This is a genomic window from Mesorhizobium huakuii (assembly GCF_014189455.1).
Classification (GTDB): domain Bacteria; phylum Pseudomonadota; class Alphaproteobacteria; order Rhizobiales; family Rhizobiaceae; genus Mesorhizobium; species Mesorhizobium huakuii_A.
In genome coordinates this window covers 2,391,927-2,406,160 of record NZ_CP050296.1, presented here as the reverse complement: position 1 = coordinate 2,406,160, position 14,234 = coordinate 2,391,927, and the positions used below count along the sequence as shown (strand labels likewise).

Here is a 14,234-nt window from a genome sequence, read left to right as displayed (position 1 = left end):
CGAAACGGGACGGCCGATCTCATCCGCCGTAGCGCTGCTTCAGGTGATTGACGAAATACACGGCGTTGAGCTTTTCGCCGGTGGCGCGTTCGAGCAGCTCCGGCGTCGACCAGCGCGACCCCTGCGACCATATCTTCTTGCGGCGCCAATCATTGATGGCGGCGAAATTGCCTTTCGCCAGATCGTCGTCGGCGGAGGGATGCTCCCGCGTCAGCGCGGCCCATTGCTGCGCCGCCATCATCGCGCCCAGCGTGTAGGACGGGAAGTAGCCGAAGGCGGCACCCGGCCAATGCACGTCCTGCATCGGCCCGTCGGCCGGGTTGTCCAATGTGGAGAGGCCGAGATAGTCGCGCATCTTGGCGTCCCAGGCTTCGGGCAGATCGGCAACCTCCAGCCGGCCCGAGACCAGCTCCTGCTCCAGTTCGTAGCGCAGGATGACATGCAGCGGATAGGTCACCTCGTCGGCGTCGACGCGGATCAGGCCGCGCTCGACGCGATGCACATGCGGCAAGAGATCGTCGAGCGACCAGGCCTCGCCGAGATGCTTTTCCACCACCGGAAGCGCCCAGCGCCAGAAGGCAGGATTGCGGCCGATCTGCTTTTCGACGAACAGGCTCTGGCTTTCATGCACGGCCATGCCGCGCGCCTTGCCGAGCGGCCAGTGCGACCATGCCTTCGGCAGGTTCTGCTCGTAGAGCGCATGGCCGGTCTCGTGCAGCACGCCCATCAGCGCCGACAGGAAATCCGATGTCTTGTAGCGGGTGGTGATGCGCACGTCGCTGGGCACGCCGCCGCAGAAGGGATGGTGCGACACCGACAGCGAGCCATGCGTCAGGTCGAAACCGACCGCCGCCATCATGGCAAGGCCGAGTTCGCGCTGCTTCTCGATCGCATAGGTGCCCGAAAGCGGCTTCAGCGGATGCTTGCGCAGCCGCGCTTCCTGGATCGCCAGCGCCTCCGGCACGAAGCCTTTGAGGAAGGCTTTCAAATCGGCGAAGACAGGGGTGATGTCCACGGTGCGGTTGCCGGGGTCGAATTGCTCCATCAGCGCGTCATAAGGGGCGAGGCCGAGTACGTCGGAGCGCAGGGCCGCCTCTTCGCGCACCAGCGCCACCACGCCCGCGAGCGCCGGCTGGAAGTCAGCCCAATCGTTCTTGGCGCGCAGGTCGCGCCACAGCTGCTCGCAACGCATGCGCGCCGTCGTCTGGCGTTCGACGAATTCGACCGGCAGGCATGTCAGGTTGGTGTACTGTCGCCGCAGTTCGGCGACAGCCGCGCGCTGCTCGTCATCGAGCGCCTCGCCTTCGGCGGCGGCGATCCAGTCGGCGATTTCCGGGGCCGTCGCCCTGGTGTGGTACATGCCGGCAAGTGCCGCCATCGCCTCGGCACGCTTCTCGCCGCCGCCGACGGCCATATGCGTCGCTTCATCGGCGCCGAGGATGGCCAGCGCATGCTCAAGCGCTTCGAGCTTGTGGCCGAGGTCGTCGAGTTTCTGAAAGGACATAGCGGCTTCCGTGATTGAGGACGGCGCGAAAAGACACCAACGCAAAAGCGTTGGCAACCCTCAGATGCGGTCCGGCAGATGCACCTTGCGTAGACCGCGCCACACATGAAATGCTGCCGGCAACGCATGAAGGGGGAGCGAATGATCGGCAACATCCTGGTCGGGCTGGTGGCCTTGATCCATGTCTACATCGTCTATCTCGAGATGGTGCTTTGGGACACGCCGCGCGGGCACAAGACATTTCGCCTGACGCCGGAATTCGCCAAGGCCTCGAAAGTGCTTGCCGCCAATCAGGGCCTCTACAACGGATTCCTCGCCGCCGGCCTGATCTGGGGGCTTTACCTCGGCGCCGCCGGTTTTCAGGTCAAGGTCTTCTTCCTGTTGTGCGTGGCCATTGCCGGCCTCTACGGCGCGGCAACGGTTGGCCGCAAGATCCTGTTCATCCAGACCGTGCCGGCAGTGGTCGCCCTGATCGCGATCTGGCTCGGTTGGTAGGCAGACTGGGCTGGTGAGGAAAAAGGACGCCCGCGGGATTGGGGTCCCGAAGGCGCCAGGTGGTCCCTTCCTCCTGGACCGTTTCCAGGCGGGATCGCCTCAGCCGTTCGGATAGTTTCCACCGTCGGAGCCGTCACCCATCAGGAAACCGCTGCCGGTGTTGACCCTCAGCCGCTGCTCGACATGGTCGAGATGACGCAAAAGGTCATGATATTGCGCGGCCGGTATTCTGCCGTGATCCGATGCGGCGATCTTCTCGGCGGCCTGGCTGATCTGGTTGGTGCGCATTTCCAGGTGTTCCGCTACGGCCGGGGTAATGTTGTTGGCCTGCCTGGCGTCGACGATGCCCTGGTGAAGACCCTGGGCCTGTTGAATGAGGGCCTCGACACGCGGGCCGGTCATGTCGGTCGGATCGGACGCGTCGAGAGCGCCCTTGTGGTGGCCCGCGGCATAGGCGCCAGCGAGCGGGGCGACAATGAGAATTGCGGCAAGCGTTGCAGTCTTGAGTGATGCTGATGTGCGCATGGGGCGCTTCCTCCTGCTAGGAAGGGAGCGGCGTTGCCGCCTCGCCTTCCGACCGTTTGGGTCGTCCAGTTCCGTCACGTCGCGATGGGAGGCATCGCCGGCGGTTCTCGGCCCTGCGCAGCAAGCTAGGAGCGCTCCGGTGCGAAGTGTAATTAAAAAAAGATAATGTTTTCAGGCCTTGCCGGCCTCCGTCTGCGCCCTAGAGTTGAGCCGACGAACAAATTCGCGTGAGTTCGCGTGATGAGAAATCAACGTTCGGTGAGCTTCAGTTCAATGCGGCGGTTCTTGTTGCGCGCCTCGTCGGTATCGGCGGGGTCGAGCGGCTGGAACTCGCCGAAGCCGGCAGCGACCAGCCGGTTGGCCGGCACGCCGTTCTCGATCAGGAACTTGACCACCGAGGTCGAACGCGCCGTCGACAGTTCCCAATTGTCGCGATAGCGGCCGGTGCCGGAGAGCGGCTTGTTGTCGGTGTGGCCGTCGACGCGCAGCACCCAGTTGATCTCGGGCGGGATTTCCTTCTGCAGTTCGATGATGGCGTCGGCGAGCTTCTTCATCTCGACCTTACCGGCATCGTTGATCACCTCGGAGCCGGTCGGGAACAGCACTTCCGACTGAAAGACGAAGCGGTCGCCGACGATGCGGATGTTCTCACGGTCGGCGAGGATCTCGCGCAGGCGCCCGAAGAAGTCGGAGCGGTAGCGGTTCAATTCCTGCACGCGCTGCGCAAGCGCGACGTTCAGGCGGCGACCGAGATCGGCGATCTTGGTGTTGGAATCGCGGTCGCGGGTCTCGGACACGTTGAGCGCATCCTCGAGCGCCCCGATCTGCTTGCGCAGGGCGGCGATCTGCTGGTTGAGGATCTCGACCTGGCTCAGCGCCTGCTGGCTGATCTGGCGCTGGTTGTCGAGTTCGCCGCCCAGTTCCGCGGCCCGCTGGTTGGCGGCATCGCCGGCGCCGGCACCTTGCGCCAGCAACTGTTCGAGCCGGCTCTTCTCCGCCTCGGCCGCCGATAGCGACGCCTGCAGATTGGCGAGCGAATCGTCCTTGTCCTGCGCCGTCGAGCGCTCCAGTGCCAGCAACTGGGTCAGTTCGTTGATTTGCGAGTTGAGCCGGTTGAGGACGGTGTCCTTGCCGGAGATTTCACGGCCGAGCAGGAACTGCGCCAGCACGAAGACGGTGAGCAGGAACATGATGGCGAGCAGCAGCGTCGACAGCGCGTCGACAAAGCCCGGCCAGTAGTCGATGCGGCGATCGGTGCGCCGGCCCCTGGCAAGCGCCATGTCAGTGCACCCCGGGCTTCTTCAGGGCGTCGGCGATCTTTTCCAGCGTGTTGCGCATCGCCTTCTGCTCATCGGACTGGGCCTCGACCCAGTCGCGCATGATCTGCTGCTCGGAGCGCATGTTCTTGACCAGGCCGGAAATGCCGTCGGCGAGATTGGCCATGGCGGTGGCGACGCGCGGATTGGAGCCGCCGCCATTCTCCTGCATGCTGCGCAGCCGCTCCGACAGCACACGAATCTCGTCGGAGGATTCGGTCTTGGCCGTGTCGGAGACGACGATGTCGGAGGAGAGATCAGTGACCGAAGACAGCCAGTTCTCAAGCTCGGTGTAGAAGCGCGTCTGGGCGCGGCCCGCCTGCAGGTCGAGGAAGCCGAGCACGAGCGAGCCGGACAGACCGAACAGCGAGGACGAGAAGGCCGTGCCCATGCCGGCCAGCGGCGCCGACAGCCCCTGCTTCAGCGAATCGAGCACAGCCGCGGCGTCACCGGTTCCGGGGTCTAGCGATTCGATGGTCTCGCGGATCGAGCCGATCGTGTTGAGCAGGCCCCAGAAGGTGCCGAGCAGGCCGAGGAACACCAGGAGGCCAACCAGATAGCGCGAGGTGTCGCGGCTTTCGTCGAGGCGCGTGGCGATGGAATCGAGCATGGTGCGCATCGAGGAGGTCGAAAAGGCTGTCGCGGAGGAGCGGCCGATCATCGCCTTCATCGGCGCCAGCAGCACCGGTTCTGTTGTCTCCGAGCCGGCACGGAAGGAGTTGACCCAGCGCACTTCGCGGAACAGCCGCCCGACCTGGGCGAAGGCGAGCAGGATACCGACCACGAGCACGCCGATGATCAGGCCGTTGAGCCCGGGATTGGTGACGAAAGCCGTCGAGATCTGGCGGGTCAGGATGGCGGCAATAAAGGCGACGATGGCCAGGAAGATGACCATGGTCAGCAGGAAGACCTGCGGACTCGACAATTTATGCGGATCGTAGATCAGAACGTCGGAGCGCCTGCCCATGCCGAAGGATCTGAGAAAAGCCATCCGTGCCCCGTTTCCGATGCTCTATTTGCCTTTACGCAATTCCGAACGGGAAACCGCTCACACTTTCCCTGGAATTGCTCCAGCGCCGCCGATCACGTAGTTCGCGACTCTAAACGGAATTGTGACCAAATTGAATGGCGCTTGGCAATATTGCCGTGAGGCCGGTGTGCCGCTCGTGCGATCGACGATCGAAACCCAGGTCAGAGCCGGTTGATGACCAGGCAGTCGACCATGGCCGCCAGATGCAGGCCGGCGCCGGTGACGACAAAGCCGTGCCACAGCGCGTTGTGGAAGCGCAGTCCCTTCCAGGCGAAGAAAATGACGCCGCAGGAATAGACGACGCCACCGGCGACGATGAGTACGATCGAGGTCGTCGGCAGCGTCTCGACGAGTGGCTTGACTAGGACGACGCCACTCCAGCCGATGGCGAGGTAGAAGACAACAGCCAGCCGGTCGAAACGGCCGGGAAAGAACACCTTGATGGCGATGCCCGTTGCGGCCGCGATCCAGACCAAAACGATCATCCAGCTTGCCAGCGGGGAGCCGTCGATCTGGGCCAGAAAAGGCGTGTAGGTGCCGGCGATGAGAAGGTAGATCGCGGCGTGATCGAAACGCCGCAGAACCCATTTAGCCGGGGAGGACACCGGCCACAGATTGTAGGCCAGCGACACCGACAGGACCGTAAGCAGCGAAACGACATAGAACGCGGCGGCGATGTATTCGCCCGGCCCGACCCGAAACGCCGCCAGCGCCAGCAGTGCCGAACCGGCCGCGATCGCCAACACGATGCCGACAGCATGGACGATACCGTCGGCGATCAACTCGGCGCGCGAATAGTGCCAGCGCCCGATGAACGGAATGTCGAGTTGCGGCGGTGTGTTGGTCATCAATCGTCCTGCGTCACCTTTAATCTGTAACCGCCGGACAGTATTTCAAGCTTTGGTTGCGGTTTTGCGACTGCGGCGGTTCAGCGCGGCGGAAGGCTTTAGCGGGGTGCGAGGGGCGTTTTCACCGTCTTCAGCAGCGCACGCTGGATGACCTCGTTGCCGGCGACCACCGAGCCGTTGTCGAGCATGTCCTGTCCACCGTCCATGTCCGAGACGAAACCACCGGCTTCGCGGATGAGCAGCAGGCCGGCGGCGATGTCCCAGGCCGACAGGCCGGTTTCCCAGAAGCCGTCCATGCGGCCGGCGGCGACATAGGCGAGATCGAGCGAGGCCGAGCCAAGCCGCCTGATGCCGGCGACTTCGGCCATGACGTTGCGCAGCTCGACCAGGAAATTGCCATGGTGGCCGCGTCCCAGATGCGGCATGCCGCAGCCGATCACCGTGTCGACCAGCTTGATGCGGCCGGCGACGCGCAACCGGCGGTCGTTCATGAAGGCGCCGCCGCCGCGCTCGGTCGTATAGAGCTCGTCCATGGCCGGATTGTAGATGACGCCGGCAACGATCTGGCCCTGGCGTTCCAGCGCGATCGAAACGGCAAAAAGCGGAATGCCATGCAGGAAATTGGTGGTGCCGTCGAGCGGGTCGACGATCCAGCGGTGCTGGCTGTCGTCGCCTTCCACCACGCCGCGCTCTTCCATCAGGAAACCGTAGCCCGGGCGCGCCTTCGACAGCTCGGCAAACAGAATGTCCTCGGCCTTGCGGTCGGCCTGGCTGACATAGTCGCCCGGGCCCTTCAGCGAGACCTGCAGGTTCTGGACCTCGCCGAAGTCGCGCGACAGCGATCGGCCGGCCTTCATTGCGGCCTGGACCATGACGTTGAGAAGGGCTGAGCGTGCCATAGTGTGTCTTCCTGTGCCCGCGCGTCAGTCGGCGCGGCGCACGTAAGTGATTTCGTTGGTGTCGACGATGATGCGTTCGCCGGCACCGATGAAGGGCGGCACCAGCACTCGGATGCCGTTCTCCAGCACTGCCGGCTTGTAAGAGGATGCCGCCGTCTGGCCCTTCACCACCGGATCGGCCTCGGTGATGGTCAAGGTCACATAGTCGGGCAGCGAGATGCCGATCGGCCTTTCCTCATAGAGCTGAACCGTGACCATCATGCCGTCCTGCAGGAAGGCGGCGCGGTCGCCGACGAAATCCTTGTTTAGTTCGAGCTGCTCGTAGCTTTGGGTGTCCATGAACACCAGCGCGTCGTCCTGCTCGTAGAGGAAGGAAAAATCCTTCAGGTCGAGGCGGATCTGCTCGACCGTCTCGGCCGAGCGGAAGCGCTCATTGAGCTTGGTGCCGTTGATGAGGTTCTTCAGTTCGACCTGGTTGTAGGCGCCGCCCTTGCCGGGCTTGACGGTGTTGGTCCTGACCGCGACCCACAGGCCGCCATCGTGCTCGATGACGTAGCCGGGACGGATTTCGTTGCCGTTGATCTTGGCCATGATGATGGGATCCGGAATGAGATTTTCGCCTGGACAAGCGATTTAGGGGCTCCCAAGACCACAAATCGCCCGGAGAGGCAAGGGACGCCGGATCGGCTCCAGCCGGCTGGCCGGCATCAGACCTCGATCTTGATGGCTTCGCCGACGGCCTTTGCAATGGCCTCCACAGCCTTCGCCAGCCGGTTGAGGTGCGGGGAGCGCAGTGCCACGAGCTGCAATGAAAGGTCTACATTTTCGATATCGACAAGCATGAGGCCGTCGGGAAGTCCGCGCGCCGCGAGCCGCAACGGCATGAGGCTGAGGCCGTGTCCCCGACGGACCCATTCCATCTGCATCGCCGGGTCCTGGATTTCCGCCGCCACGACGAACCGATGCCGTTCGCCGCTCAGACTGGAGAGGAGGCTCTGACGCGCGTCGCAGGGCTCGGGGCTAAGAACCCAAGGCATGCGAGTGTCCGTGACATGGGGTTCGGTGCCGCCAGCCTGGGCTATGACGCAGAGACGTTCGGTGCCGAGCGCGTCCGGGCCTTGATGATCGGCAGGTCGCAGAATGATCGCCATGTCGAGCTGACCGCGTTCGAACTGCTCGACCAACTCCGCGCTCCAGCCGGTCTTGAGCCGCAACGAAATTTTTGGAAACTCAGCGGCCGCGCCGGCGATAGCGCCGGCAACGCTTGCATCGGACAAGCCATGCGCCAGGCCGACACGCAGCACGCCTTGTGGCTCGGCGTCGGCGGCGAACGCTTTCAGAGCCTCGACCGAAGCCAGTATGGCCTTTGCGCGCGCCAGCACCTCCAATCCTGCCGCGGTCAGGCGTGGCGGCTTCTGCCGGCGATCGAGAAGCGTTGTCGCGAGCATGTCCTCCAGCCGCTGCATCTGCCGAGTGACGGCAGGCTGCGTCAGCGGCAGACGCTGCGCGACTTTCTGGATAGAACCTTCCTCGGCGAAGAGAACGAGCGTGCGCAATTCTTCCAGCATTCCGAAAATGCTCCAGGTGCATAATCACTCTGATTATTATGAATTTGAAATCACGACGCCGGCAAGCGATTTTCCTTTCGACGGATCTCGAAAAGGAAAGAGAAGACAATGCAAGCAATCGAATTGCAGGCGCCCGGCGGCATCGACAATCTCAGACTGGTCGAGCGGCCGATGACGGAACCGGGCCGCCAGGAGATGATCATCAAGGTCAAGGCAACCGCGCTCAACTACCGCGACGTGGAGATCGCCCGTGGCAGCTACCACACTGCCTTTGCCCTGCCGCTGATACCGCTTTCGGACGGCGTCGGCGAAGTGGTCGCGGTTGGCGCCGAAGTGACCCGCTTCAAGATCGGCGACCGCGTCTGCGGCACGTTCTGGCAGCGCTGGGTCGGCGGCAGTTTCGCCATGGCCGAACCGTCCTATCAGCGCGGCGGTCCCATCGATGGGCTGCTCAGCGCGTTCGCGCGGCTGGACGAACAGGCGGCCGTGCTCGCGCCGTCCCATCTGAGCGATGTCGAAGCGGCGACATTGCCTTGCCCCGCGGTCACGGCCTGGCACGCGCTGTTCACCGAAGGCCAGTTGAAGCCCGGCGAGACGGTGCTCAGCCTGGGCACTGGCGGCGTGTCGCTGTTTGCAGTGCAGTTCGCCGCGGCAGCCGGCGCACGGGTCATCGTCACGTCAAGCAGCGACGACAAGCTCACGCGGGCAAAGGCGCTTGGCGCGCATGACGGCATCAACTACCGCGACAATCCCGATTGGTCGTCGGCCGTGCTGGCGCTGACCGAAGGCCGAGGGGCCGACCACATTATCGAAGTCGGCGGACCACAAAGCTTCGAGCAATCGTTGAAGGCGGCGGCGCGTGGCGCCCAGATCAACGTCATCGGCTATCTCGGCGGCAGCGAGGGAGCGATCAATCCGCTCGACATCTTTCGCCGCCAGGTCACGGCACGCGGCATACCGGTCGGTTCGCGCGAATCCTTCGAGGCGATGAACCGGGCGCTCCTCGTGAACGGACTGCGGCCGGTGGTCGATCGGGTCTTTCCCTGGCTGGAGGCAGCAGAGGCCTACCGACACCTCGAGCACGGATCGCCCTTCGGCAAGGTCGTCCTCGATCACATGCAATAAATCGAGCAGCGGTCGTCAGGGCAGGCGATTTGCCTTCTGCAGGGCCTGCTTGGTCTGGTCGTCGCCCAGTCCTTGCAGGAAATCGTCCATGTCGGGATCGATGAGACCGGCGCGGCGGGCGACGATGTACCAGGCGCCGGCGAGCACGAGGTCCGGGTCGGTGCCGATGCCTTGCATATAGAGCTTTGCCAGGCGGTTCTGGGCGGCGACATTGCCGCCCTCGGCTGCCTGCTTCGTCCAGCCGAAAGCCGATTTCAGGTCGCGGGCGCCGCCGCGGCCCTCGATCATCCAGGCGGCGAGATCGATCTGCGCGGTGTCGTAGTTCTGCCGTGCGGCCTGCGCCAAAAAGCGCCTTGCCTGCACATCGTCGCGCGGCTTGCCGCCGACGCCGTTGGCGTAGATCTGGGACATGGCGTATTGCGCGTCGGCGAGGCCGGTCGCGGCAGCGCGCTCATAATAGGCGGCTGCCTTGGCCAGACCCGCCTCGCCGGGATCCTGCTGGACCAGCATCTGTGCGAAATTGAACTGCGCCAGCTGGTTGCCGGCTTCGGCGGCGGCCTGCATCAGCGCATAGGCCTCCTTCGTGTCCTTCTTCACGTAACGCCCATCGAGCAGCATCAGCGCGTACTGGAATTGCGATTCCGGCACGCCCTGCTCCGCGGCGCTAGCGTACCATTTCGCCGCTTCCGCCGCGTTCAACGGCACGCCAAGCCCACGCGACAGGATTTCGGCCACCAATGTCTGCGCGGCCGGGTCGCCATTCTGGGCGCGCACCAGCGCGAGGTTGTAGGCCGTCTTGTAGAGCCCGCGCTGGAAGGCGCCATAGGCCGCGTCCGCGGGCTTGGCCCCGAAACGGTCTGGATTGATGCTGTCGGCCGAGGGCAGGGGTGCGGGCTCCGCCGTGGTGGCGGGCTGCGGCAGCTGGTTTTCGATCGGCTTGTCGGTGTGCACACCGGCTTCAGGCTTGGGCTGCGGCAAGGGTATGGTTTCGGCGGCGGCGGCCTGGATCATGGCCGCTGCAAGCAAGGCCTGAAGGAGAAGCCTCACCGGAGCCACATCAGTCCTCGAAGCGCGGCGCGGTTTCGTCGAGCAGCGCGTTGGCCTGGCTTACCGCCGCTTGCGGATCGACGCCATCGGCGAAGACTGCGCTCGACAGCGCGACGAACTCGGCGCCGGTGGCGGCCACCTCCTCAATGGAGGCCAGATCGGATCCGGCCATGACGATGCAGGGGATCTGGATCATGTCGGCCCACCATCGCCCCAGCGACAGGTTGCGCGGATGCGGCTCGGGCTTGTTGTCATAGCCAAAGCGGCCGAAGAAGATGTAGTCGGGCCGCGTCTCGCCAAGCTCAAGCGCATCGTCACGTGTCTTGGCGCCGCCGGCGCCGACCATCATTTTCGCCTGGAAATGTTCGATCGTCTCGGCGAGTTCGGCCTTGGAAACCTCGACATGGATGCCGTCGGCTTGGACACGCCCCGCGATGCGGGTGTCGCCGGCGATGACGACCGCCACGCCCGCGGCCTGAGCCGCCGGCACGATCTGCTCGGCAAAAGCCTGGAAGGCGGCTTCGTCCATGCCGTTCTCGGGCAGGATCAGCGAAGCGACGTCGCCACCGTCGAATGCGGTGGCTGTACGGGCGGCCGGCACGCCGGGCGGCGCGATCAGCACGATGCGGCAGCGATTTGGGGGTGTGGCGTCGTTCATGGTTCTTCGATCCCGGATTTCGCCTATGCCGGGCGAAGATGGTTGGATTGCGGCATAGAGCAAACTGCCCGCTTTGAACAGGCGGACAGTCGGGATCGCGTTTCCAGACCGCCGGGCGGCCGGTGTGCTGCCCTACTTGACCGGCTCAGGGCTCGCGGCGGACGGTTTCGACTTCCACAAGGTCCAGCCGAGATTCATGCCGGCAGCCGCCGTCAGGATCAAAGCGGCGCCGACGATCTGGCTGAGATGCAACCGATGGCCGAAGGCGGTGACGTCGACCAGGATGGCAACGACCGGATAGATGAAGGACAGCGATCCCTGCAGATGCGTCGGCAGCTTCTGGATGGCGCCGTACATCAATATGTACATCAGGCCGGTGTGGACGATGCCGAGCGTCGCCAGCATGGCCCAGCTCCATGGGTCGGCGGGAAGATGCGAGAGACTGGCGAAGGGCGCCAGCATGACGACGCCGACGCAGACCTGGATCAACGCGATCAAATGCGGCGGCGTGCCCTTGAGCTTCTTGGTGACGACGGCCGCGACGGCCCAGAAGAAGGCCGCGGCCAGCGCCATCAGGATGCCGGCAAAATAGTTGGTGCCGACATCGCCGGCGTCAGGCGCGGCCTCGACGATCAACACCATCCCGGCGAAGGCAATCGTCAGCCATGTCAGCTTGGTCAGCGTCAGCCGCTCGGCGAAGAACAGCGCGCCGAAGCCGACCAGCATGAAGGGCTGGGTGTTGTAGACGGCGGTGGCGATCGAGATCGATGCGCGTGAGAAGGCGCTGAAGAGCAGAACCCAGTTGATGACGATGGCTGCGCCGCCAAGCGCAGCGAGGCCGATGATGCGCAAGGACAGCCTGTCGCGCAGCAGTCCGAGGCAAGCGCAGATGATCAGCAGCGTCATCGCGCCGAACGCGCAGCGCCAGAACACGACATCCATGATCGGCTGGCCGGACATGATGACGAACCATCCGATCGTGCCCAGGATCGCCATTGCGGCCGACATTTCGACCGTGCCGCGTACCGTATCGTTCATGATAAACCTCTGAGTCAGTTGAGGTGACATAATCTCATGCGGAGTGAGCACTTTCCATCTCGTGGAAAAGGCGATATGGGAAATCAGCCTAATTATATTAGGTGACTTTTGCGGATTGGTGAGAAATCTGAAATGCTTGACGATCTTGACCGAAGTCTCCTCGAAATCCTGGTGCGGGATGCACGGACCTCGCTGAAGGAACTGGCTGCCCAGGTCGGTCTGTCGTCGCCGAGCGTTTCGGAGCGGCTGCGGCGGCTCGAGGAGCGCGGCGTCATTCGGGCGTTCACCGTCGAGATCGATCCGCTGGCGCTCGGCTACACCTTGCAGGCGATCGTGCGCATCAAGCCTTTGCCGGGCAAGCTGCACATCGTCCAGAAGCTGATCGAGGAGATTGCCGAGTTCGGCGAATGCGACAAGGTGACGGGCGATGACTGTTTCGTCGCCCGGCTGTTCGTGCGCTCGATCGGCGACCTCGACGGCATTCTCGACCGCATCGCCGACAAGGCCGAGACCAGCACCGCCATCATCAAGGCGCAGCCGATCCGGCGGCGGCCGCCGCCGCTCGGCGCGCCATCAGCTTCATCGTCTTGATCAAAATGCGCTGCAAGCGATGAAGGCGCCGCTGGCCAAACGCGCCGCTGCTTGCATTTGCTGTCGCTCCGCTTGGAATTCTGGGCTATTCAGGCGCTGACGCGCTTTTCCCTCCAGACCAGTCCCTCCCCATGTCAGGCCTGCTTCTCGATCCGTGGTTCTACGCGGCCGCCATACCGGCGGTCATTCTGGTTGGCCTGTCCAAAGGCGGCTTCGGCGGTGCTGTCGGTTTCGTCGGCGTGCCGCTGATGGCGCTGACCATCCCGCCGGTGCAGGCGGCCGCCATCCTGCTGCCGATCCTGTGCCTGATGGACATCGTCTCTGTGTGGACGTGGTGGGGCGTTTACGACCGCAAGATGCTGGTCGACATGATGCCGGGCGCCGTCATTGGCATCGGCTTCGGCTGGCTGACGGCGGCACTCGTCACCGAGGAGGCGGTGCGGCTGATCGTCGGCGCCGTCGCCATCATTTTCGTGCTGCGCTGGCTCTATCTGCAATTCCGCCATGGCTCCGACCACGCCGCCGAACCCAACCGCGTGGCTGCCGCGATCTGGGGTGCGGTCGCCGGCTTCACGAGCTTCGTCGCCCATGTCGGTGGCCCGCCCTTCCAGGTCTATGCCTTGCCGATCCGCCTCGACCCCAAGGTCCTGTCAGGCACCGCCGCGATCTTCTTTGCCGCCACCAATGCGTTGAAGCTCATCCCCTATTTCGCGCTCGGCCAGTTCGACACCGCCAATCTGACGGCGTCCGCCGTGCTGATGCCGCTGGCGCCGCTGTCGACCATCGCCGGTGCCTGGCTGGTGCGGCGCATGCGGCCCGAGATTTTTTATCCGTTCACCTACGCGACCGTGGCGGTCGTGGCGCTGAAGCTTTTGTGGGACGGCATTGCCGGCCTGCTGTAACAGGCCGGCGGCTTTACTGCCGCATACACCTCACCGCCAGCGTCAGACGGCACTTTCCACCAGCCGGCGGCTTCCGCCGAAGGCCAGCGTGGCACCCGCCACCAGGACCAGGATCATCCCGGCGAGGATGCCGATGTCATGCGTTGTCGGCTTGAGCACCATGTCGGCGACGATCACCAGCATCACCGCATAGTCGAAGCGCGCCGCGCTCATCATGCGCTGGCCAATGGCAAGTACGGAAGGCGTGACGCCCTCCTTGGCGATCATGGCGCCCATGCGCTCGCCGGTCGGCTTGAAGATGAACATACCGATCGAGAAGGTCGTGGCGTAGCCTGCCAGGCCGATGATGATCCACAGGTCGGAGAAACCGACCCAGAAGATGCACATGACGAGGCCGAAGAGGAGTGTGAGCATCGACATCGGCGCGAAGAAAAGCCCACCCAGCTGCCCGCTGGCTCGCATCGCCTGAAGCTTGTCCTCGATATTGCCGGCGCGCTCGGCAAGCACACCGAGCAGGAACAGCACGAAGCCGCCGCCGACCCACAAAGTGGCCGAGACGATGTGGAGAAATTTGACGATCGAATACCAGTCCATCGGTTGCTCCTGGATATTTCCGGGTTTTCGCGGCGGAGCGGATATGCGCCGGCCGTCAGGGGAGCGGCCGTTTAGCGTGATGGCTGTTTCGGAA

At 64.1% G+C, this 14,234-nt stretch carries 16 protein-coding genes; 4 read left to right on the top strand and 12 right to left on the bottom strand.

From position 1 onward, the window contains the following. Window positions 1–19: 19 nt before the first annotated feature. Window positions 20–1,504 (bottom strand): carboxypeptidase M32, encoded by a 1,485-nt coding sequence (locus tag HB778_RS11815; RefSeq protein WP_183463984.1) that lies wholly within the window; start codon window positions 1,502–1,504, stop codon window positions 20–22. 141 nt (window positions 1,505–1,645) lie between these two features. On the opposite strand from HB778_RS11815, the gene HB778_RS11810 reads away from it, so the two are divergent. Beyond that, complete coding sequence (locus HB778_RS11810; protein WP_183463982.1) at window positions 1,646–1,999, top strand: DUF1304 domain-containing protein; 354 nt, start codon at window positions 1,646–1,648, stop codon at window positions 1,997–1,999. A gap of 99 nt (window positions 2,000–2,098) precedes the next feature. On the opposite strand, the gene HB778_RS11805 is transcribed toward HB778_RS11810, so the two are convergent. The 7 genes from HB778_RS11805 to HB778_RS11775 all read right to left on the bottom strand — a co-directional run bounded on the left by HB778_RS11805 (window position 2,099) and on the right by HB778_RS11775 (window position 8,185). After that, window positions 2,099–2,524, bottom strand: coding sequence for a hypothetical protein (locus HB778_RS11805; RefSeq protein ID WP_183463979.1), 426 nt, complete (start codon window positions 2,522–2,524; stop codon window positions 2,099–2,101). A gap of 248 nt (window positions 2,525–2,772) precedes the next feature. After that, window positions 2,773–3,804, bottom strand: a complete 1,032-nt coding sequence (locus HB778_RS11800; protein ID WP_183463977.1) for a peptidoglycan -binding protein — start codon at window positions 3,802–3,804, stop codon at window positions 2,773–2,775. A gap of 1 nt (window position 3,805) precedes the next feature. Continuing rightward, window positions 3,806–4,831 carry a MotA/TolQ/ExbB proton channel family protein gene (locus tag HB778_RS11795; RefSeq protein ID WP_183463975.1) on the bottom strand — a complete coding sequence of 342 codons (1,026 nt, stop codon included), beginning with the start codon at window positions 4,829–4,831 and terminating at the stop codon, window positions 3,806–3,808. Window positions 4,832–5,031: 200 nt separating this feature from the next. Beyond that, a complete protein-coding gene (gene trhA, locus HB778_RS11790; RefSeq protein ID WP_183463973.1) occupies window positions 5,032–5,718 on the bottom strand; it encodes a PAQR family membrane homeostasis protein TrhA in 687 nt (228 codons plus the stop codon). A 98-nt stretch (window positions 5,719–5,816) separates the two neighbouring features. Then, a complete protein-coding gene (locus HB778_RS11785) occupies window positions 5,817–6,617 on the bottom strand; it encodes an inositol monophosphatase family protein (protein ID WP_183463972.1) in 801 nt (266 codons plus the stop codon). A 24-nt stretch (window positions 6,618–6,641) separates the two neighbouring features. Beyond that, the gene (efp, locus tag HB778_RS11780) at window positions 6,642–7,208 is read right to left on the bottom strand and encodes an elongation factor P (RefSeq protein WP_019861758.1); all 567 of its coding nucleotides are present in this window, start codon (window positions 7,206–7,208) and stop codon (window positions 6,642–6,644) included. Between the two features lie 116 nt (window positions 7,209–7,324). Next, window positions 7,325–8,185 (bottom strand): LysR family transcriptional regulator, encoded by an 861-nt coding sequence (locus HB778_RS11775; RefSeq protein WP_183463970.1) that lies wholly within the window; start codon window positions 8,183–8,185, stop codon window positions 7,325–7,327. 108 nt (window positions 8,186–8,293) lie between these two features. On the opposite strand from HB778_RS11775, the gene HB778_RS11770 reads away from it, so the two are divergent. Next, window positions 8,294–9,310: a zinc-dependent alcohol dehydrogenase family protein gene (locus HB778_RS11770; RefSeq protein WP_183463968.1), complete on the top strand. Its 1,017-nt coding sequence runs from the start codon at window positions 8,294–8,296 to the stop codon at window positions 9,308–9,310. A 15-nt stretch (window positions 9,311–9,325) separates the two neighbouring features. On the opposite strand, the gene HB778_RS11765 is transcribed toward HB778_RS11770, so the two are convergent. The 3 genes from HB778_RS11765 to HB778_RS11755 all read right to left on the bottom strand — a co-directional run bounded on the left by HB778_RS11765 (window position 9,326) and on the right by HB778_RS11755 (window position 12,053). Then, a complete protein-coding gene (locus HB778_RS11765; RefSeq protein ID WP_183463966.1) occupies window positions 9,326–10,366 on the bottom strand; it encodes a tetratricopeptide repeat protein in 1,041 nt (346 codons plus the stop codon). A gap of 1 nt (window position 10,367) precedes the next feature. Next, window positions 10,368–11,015 (bottom strand): thiamine phosphate synthase, encoded by a 648-nt coding sequence (locus HB778_RS11760; protein ID WP_183463964.1) that lies wholly within the window; start codon window positions 11,013–11,015, stop codon window positions 10,368–10,370. Between the two features lie 132 nt (window positions 11,016–11,147). After that, window positions 11,148–12,053 carry a DMT family transporter gene (locus HB778_RS11755; protein WP_183463962.1) on the bottom strand — a complete coding sequence of 302 codons (906 nt, stop codon included), beginning with the start codon at window positions 12,051–12,053 and terminating at the stop codon, window positions 11,148–11,150. 132 nt (window positions 12,054–12,185) lie between these two features. Between HB778_RS11755 and HB778_RS11750 the strand changes: the two genes are divergently transcribed. Both HB778_RS11750 and HB778_RS11745 read left to right on the top strand, forming a co-directional pair. After that, the gene (locus HB778_RS11750) at window positions 12,186–12,644 is read left to right on the top strand and encodes an Lrp/AsnC family transcriptional regulator (protein ID WP_095201140.1); all 459 of its coding nucleotides are present in this window, start codon (window positions 12,186–12,188) and stop codon (window positions 12,642–12,644) included. Between the two features lie 131 nt (window positions 12,645–12,775). Beyond that, entirely contained in the window at window positions 12,776–13,546 is a 771-nt protein-coding gene (locus HB778_RS11745; protein WP_183463960.1) for a sulfite exporter TauE/SafE family protein, read from the top strand. A gap of 42 nt (window positions 13,547–13,588) precedes the next feature. On the opposite strand, the gene HB778_RS11740 is transcribed toward HB778_RS11745, so the two are convergent. Further along, window positions 13,589–14,140, bottom strand: a complete 552-nt coding sequence (locus tag HB778_RS11740; RefSeq protein ID WP_183463958.1) for a DUF2269 family protein — start codon at window positions 14,138–14,140, stop codon at window positions 13,589–13,591. Window positions 14,141–14,234: the final 94 nt, after the last annotated feature.

What these genes read in the sequence shown, in the direction of transcription:
- HB778_RS11815 (WP_183463984.1), bottom strand. Translation starts at nt 1,504, where the DNA reads ATGTCCTTTCAGAAACTCGACGACCTCGGCCACAAGCTCGAAGCGCTT.
- HB778_RS11810 (WP_183463982.1), top strand. Translation starts at nt 1,646, where the DNA reads ATGATCGGCAACATCCTGGTCGGGCTGGTGGCCTTGATCCATGTCTAC.
- HB778_RS11805 (WP_183463979.1), bottom strand. Translation starts at nt 2,524, where the DNA reads ATGCGCACATCAGCATCACTCAAGACTGCAACGCTTGCCGCAATTCTC.
- HB778_RS11800 (WP_183463977.1), bottom strand. Translation starts at nt 3,804, where the DNA reads ATGGCGCTTGCCAGGGGCCGGCGCACCGATCGCCGCATCGACTACTGG.
- HB778_RS11795 (WP_183463975.1), bottom strand. Translation starts at nt 4,831, where the DNA reads ATGGCTTTTCTCAGATCCTTCGGCATGGGCAGGCGCTCCGACGTTCTG.
- trhA (WP_183463973.1), bottom strand. Translation starts at nt 5,718, where the DNA reads ATGACCAACACACCGCCGCAACTCGACATTCCGTTCATCGGGCGCTGG.
- HB778_RS11785 (WP_183463972.1), bottom strand. Translation starts at nt 6,617, where the DNA reads ATGGCACGCTCAGCCCTTCTCAACGTCATGGTCCAGGCCGCAATGAAG.
- efp (WP_019861758.1), bottom strand. Translation starts at nt 7,208, where the DNA reads ATGGCCAAGATCAACGGCAACGAAATCCGTCCCGGCTACGTCATCGAG.
- HB778_RS11775 (WP_183463970.1), bottom strand. Translation starts at nt 8,185, where the DNA reads ATGCTGGAAGAATTGCGCACGCTCGTTCTCTTCGCCGAGGAAGGTTCT.
- HB778_RS11770 (WP_183463968.1), top strand. Translation starts at nt 8,294, where the DNA reads ATGCAAGCAATCGAATTGCAGGCGCCCGGCGGCATCGACAATCTCAGA.
- HB778_RS11760 (WP_183463964.1), bottom strand. Translation starts at nt 11,015, where the DNA reads ATGAACGACGCCACACCCCCAAATCGCTGCCGCATCGTGCTGATCGCG.
- HB778_RS11755 (WP_183463962.1), bottom strand. Translation starts at nt 12,053, where the DNA reads ATGAACGATACGGTACGCGGCACGGTCGAAATGTCGGCCGCAATGGCG.
- HB778_RS11750 (WP_095201140.1), top strand. Translation starts at nt 12,186, where the DNA reads ATGCTTGACGATCTTGACCGAAGTCTCCTCGAAATCCTGGTGCGGGAT.
- HB778_RS11745 (WP_183463960.1), top strand. Translation starts at nt 12,776, where the DNA reads ATGTCAGGCCTGCTTCTCGATCCGTGGTTCTACGCGGCCGCCATACCG.
- HB778_RS11740 (WP_183463958.1), bottom strand. Translation starts at nt 14,140, where the DNA reads ATGGACTGGTATTCGATCGTCAAATTTCTCCACATCGTCTCGGCCACT.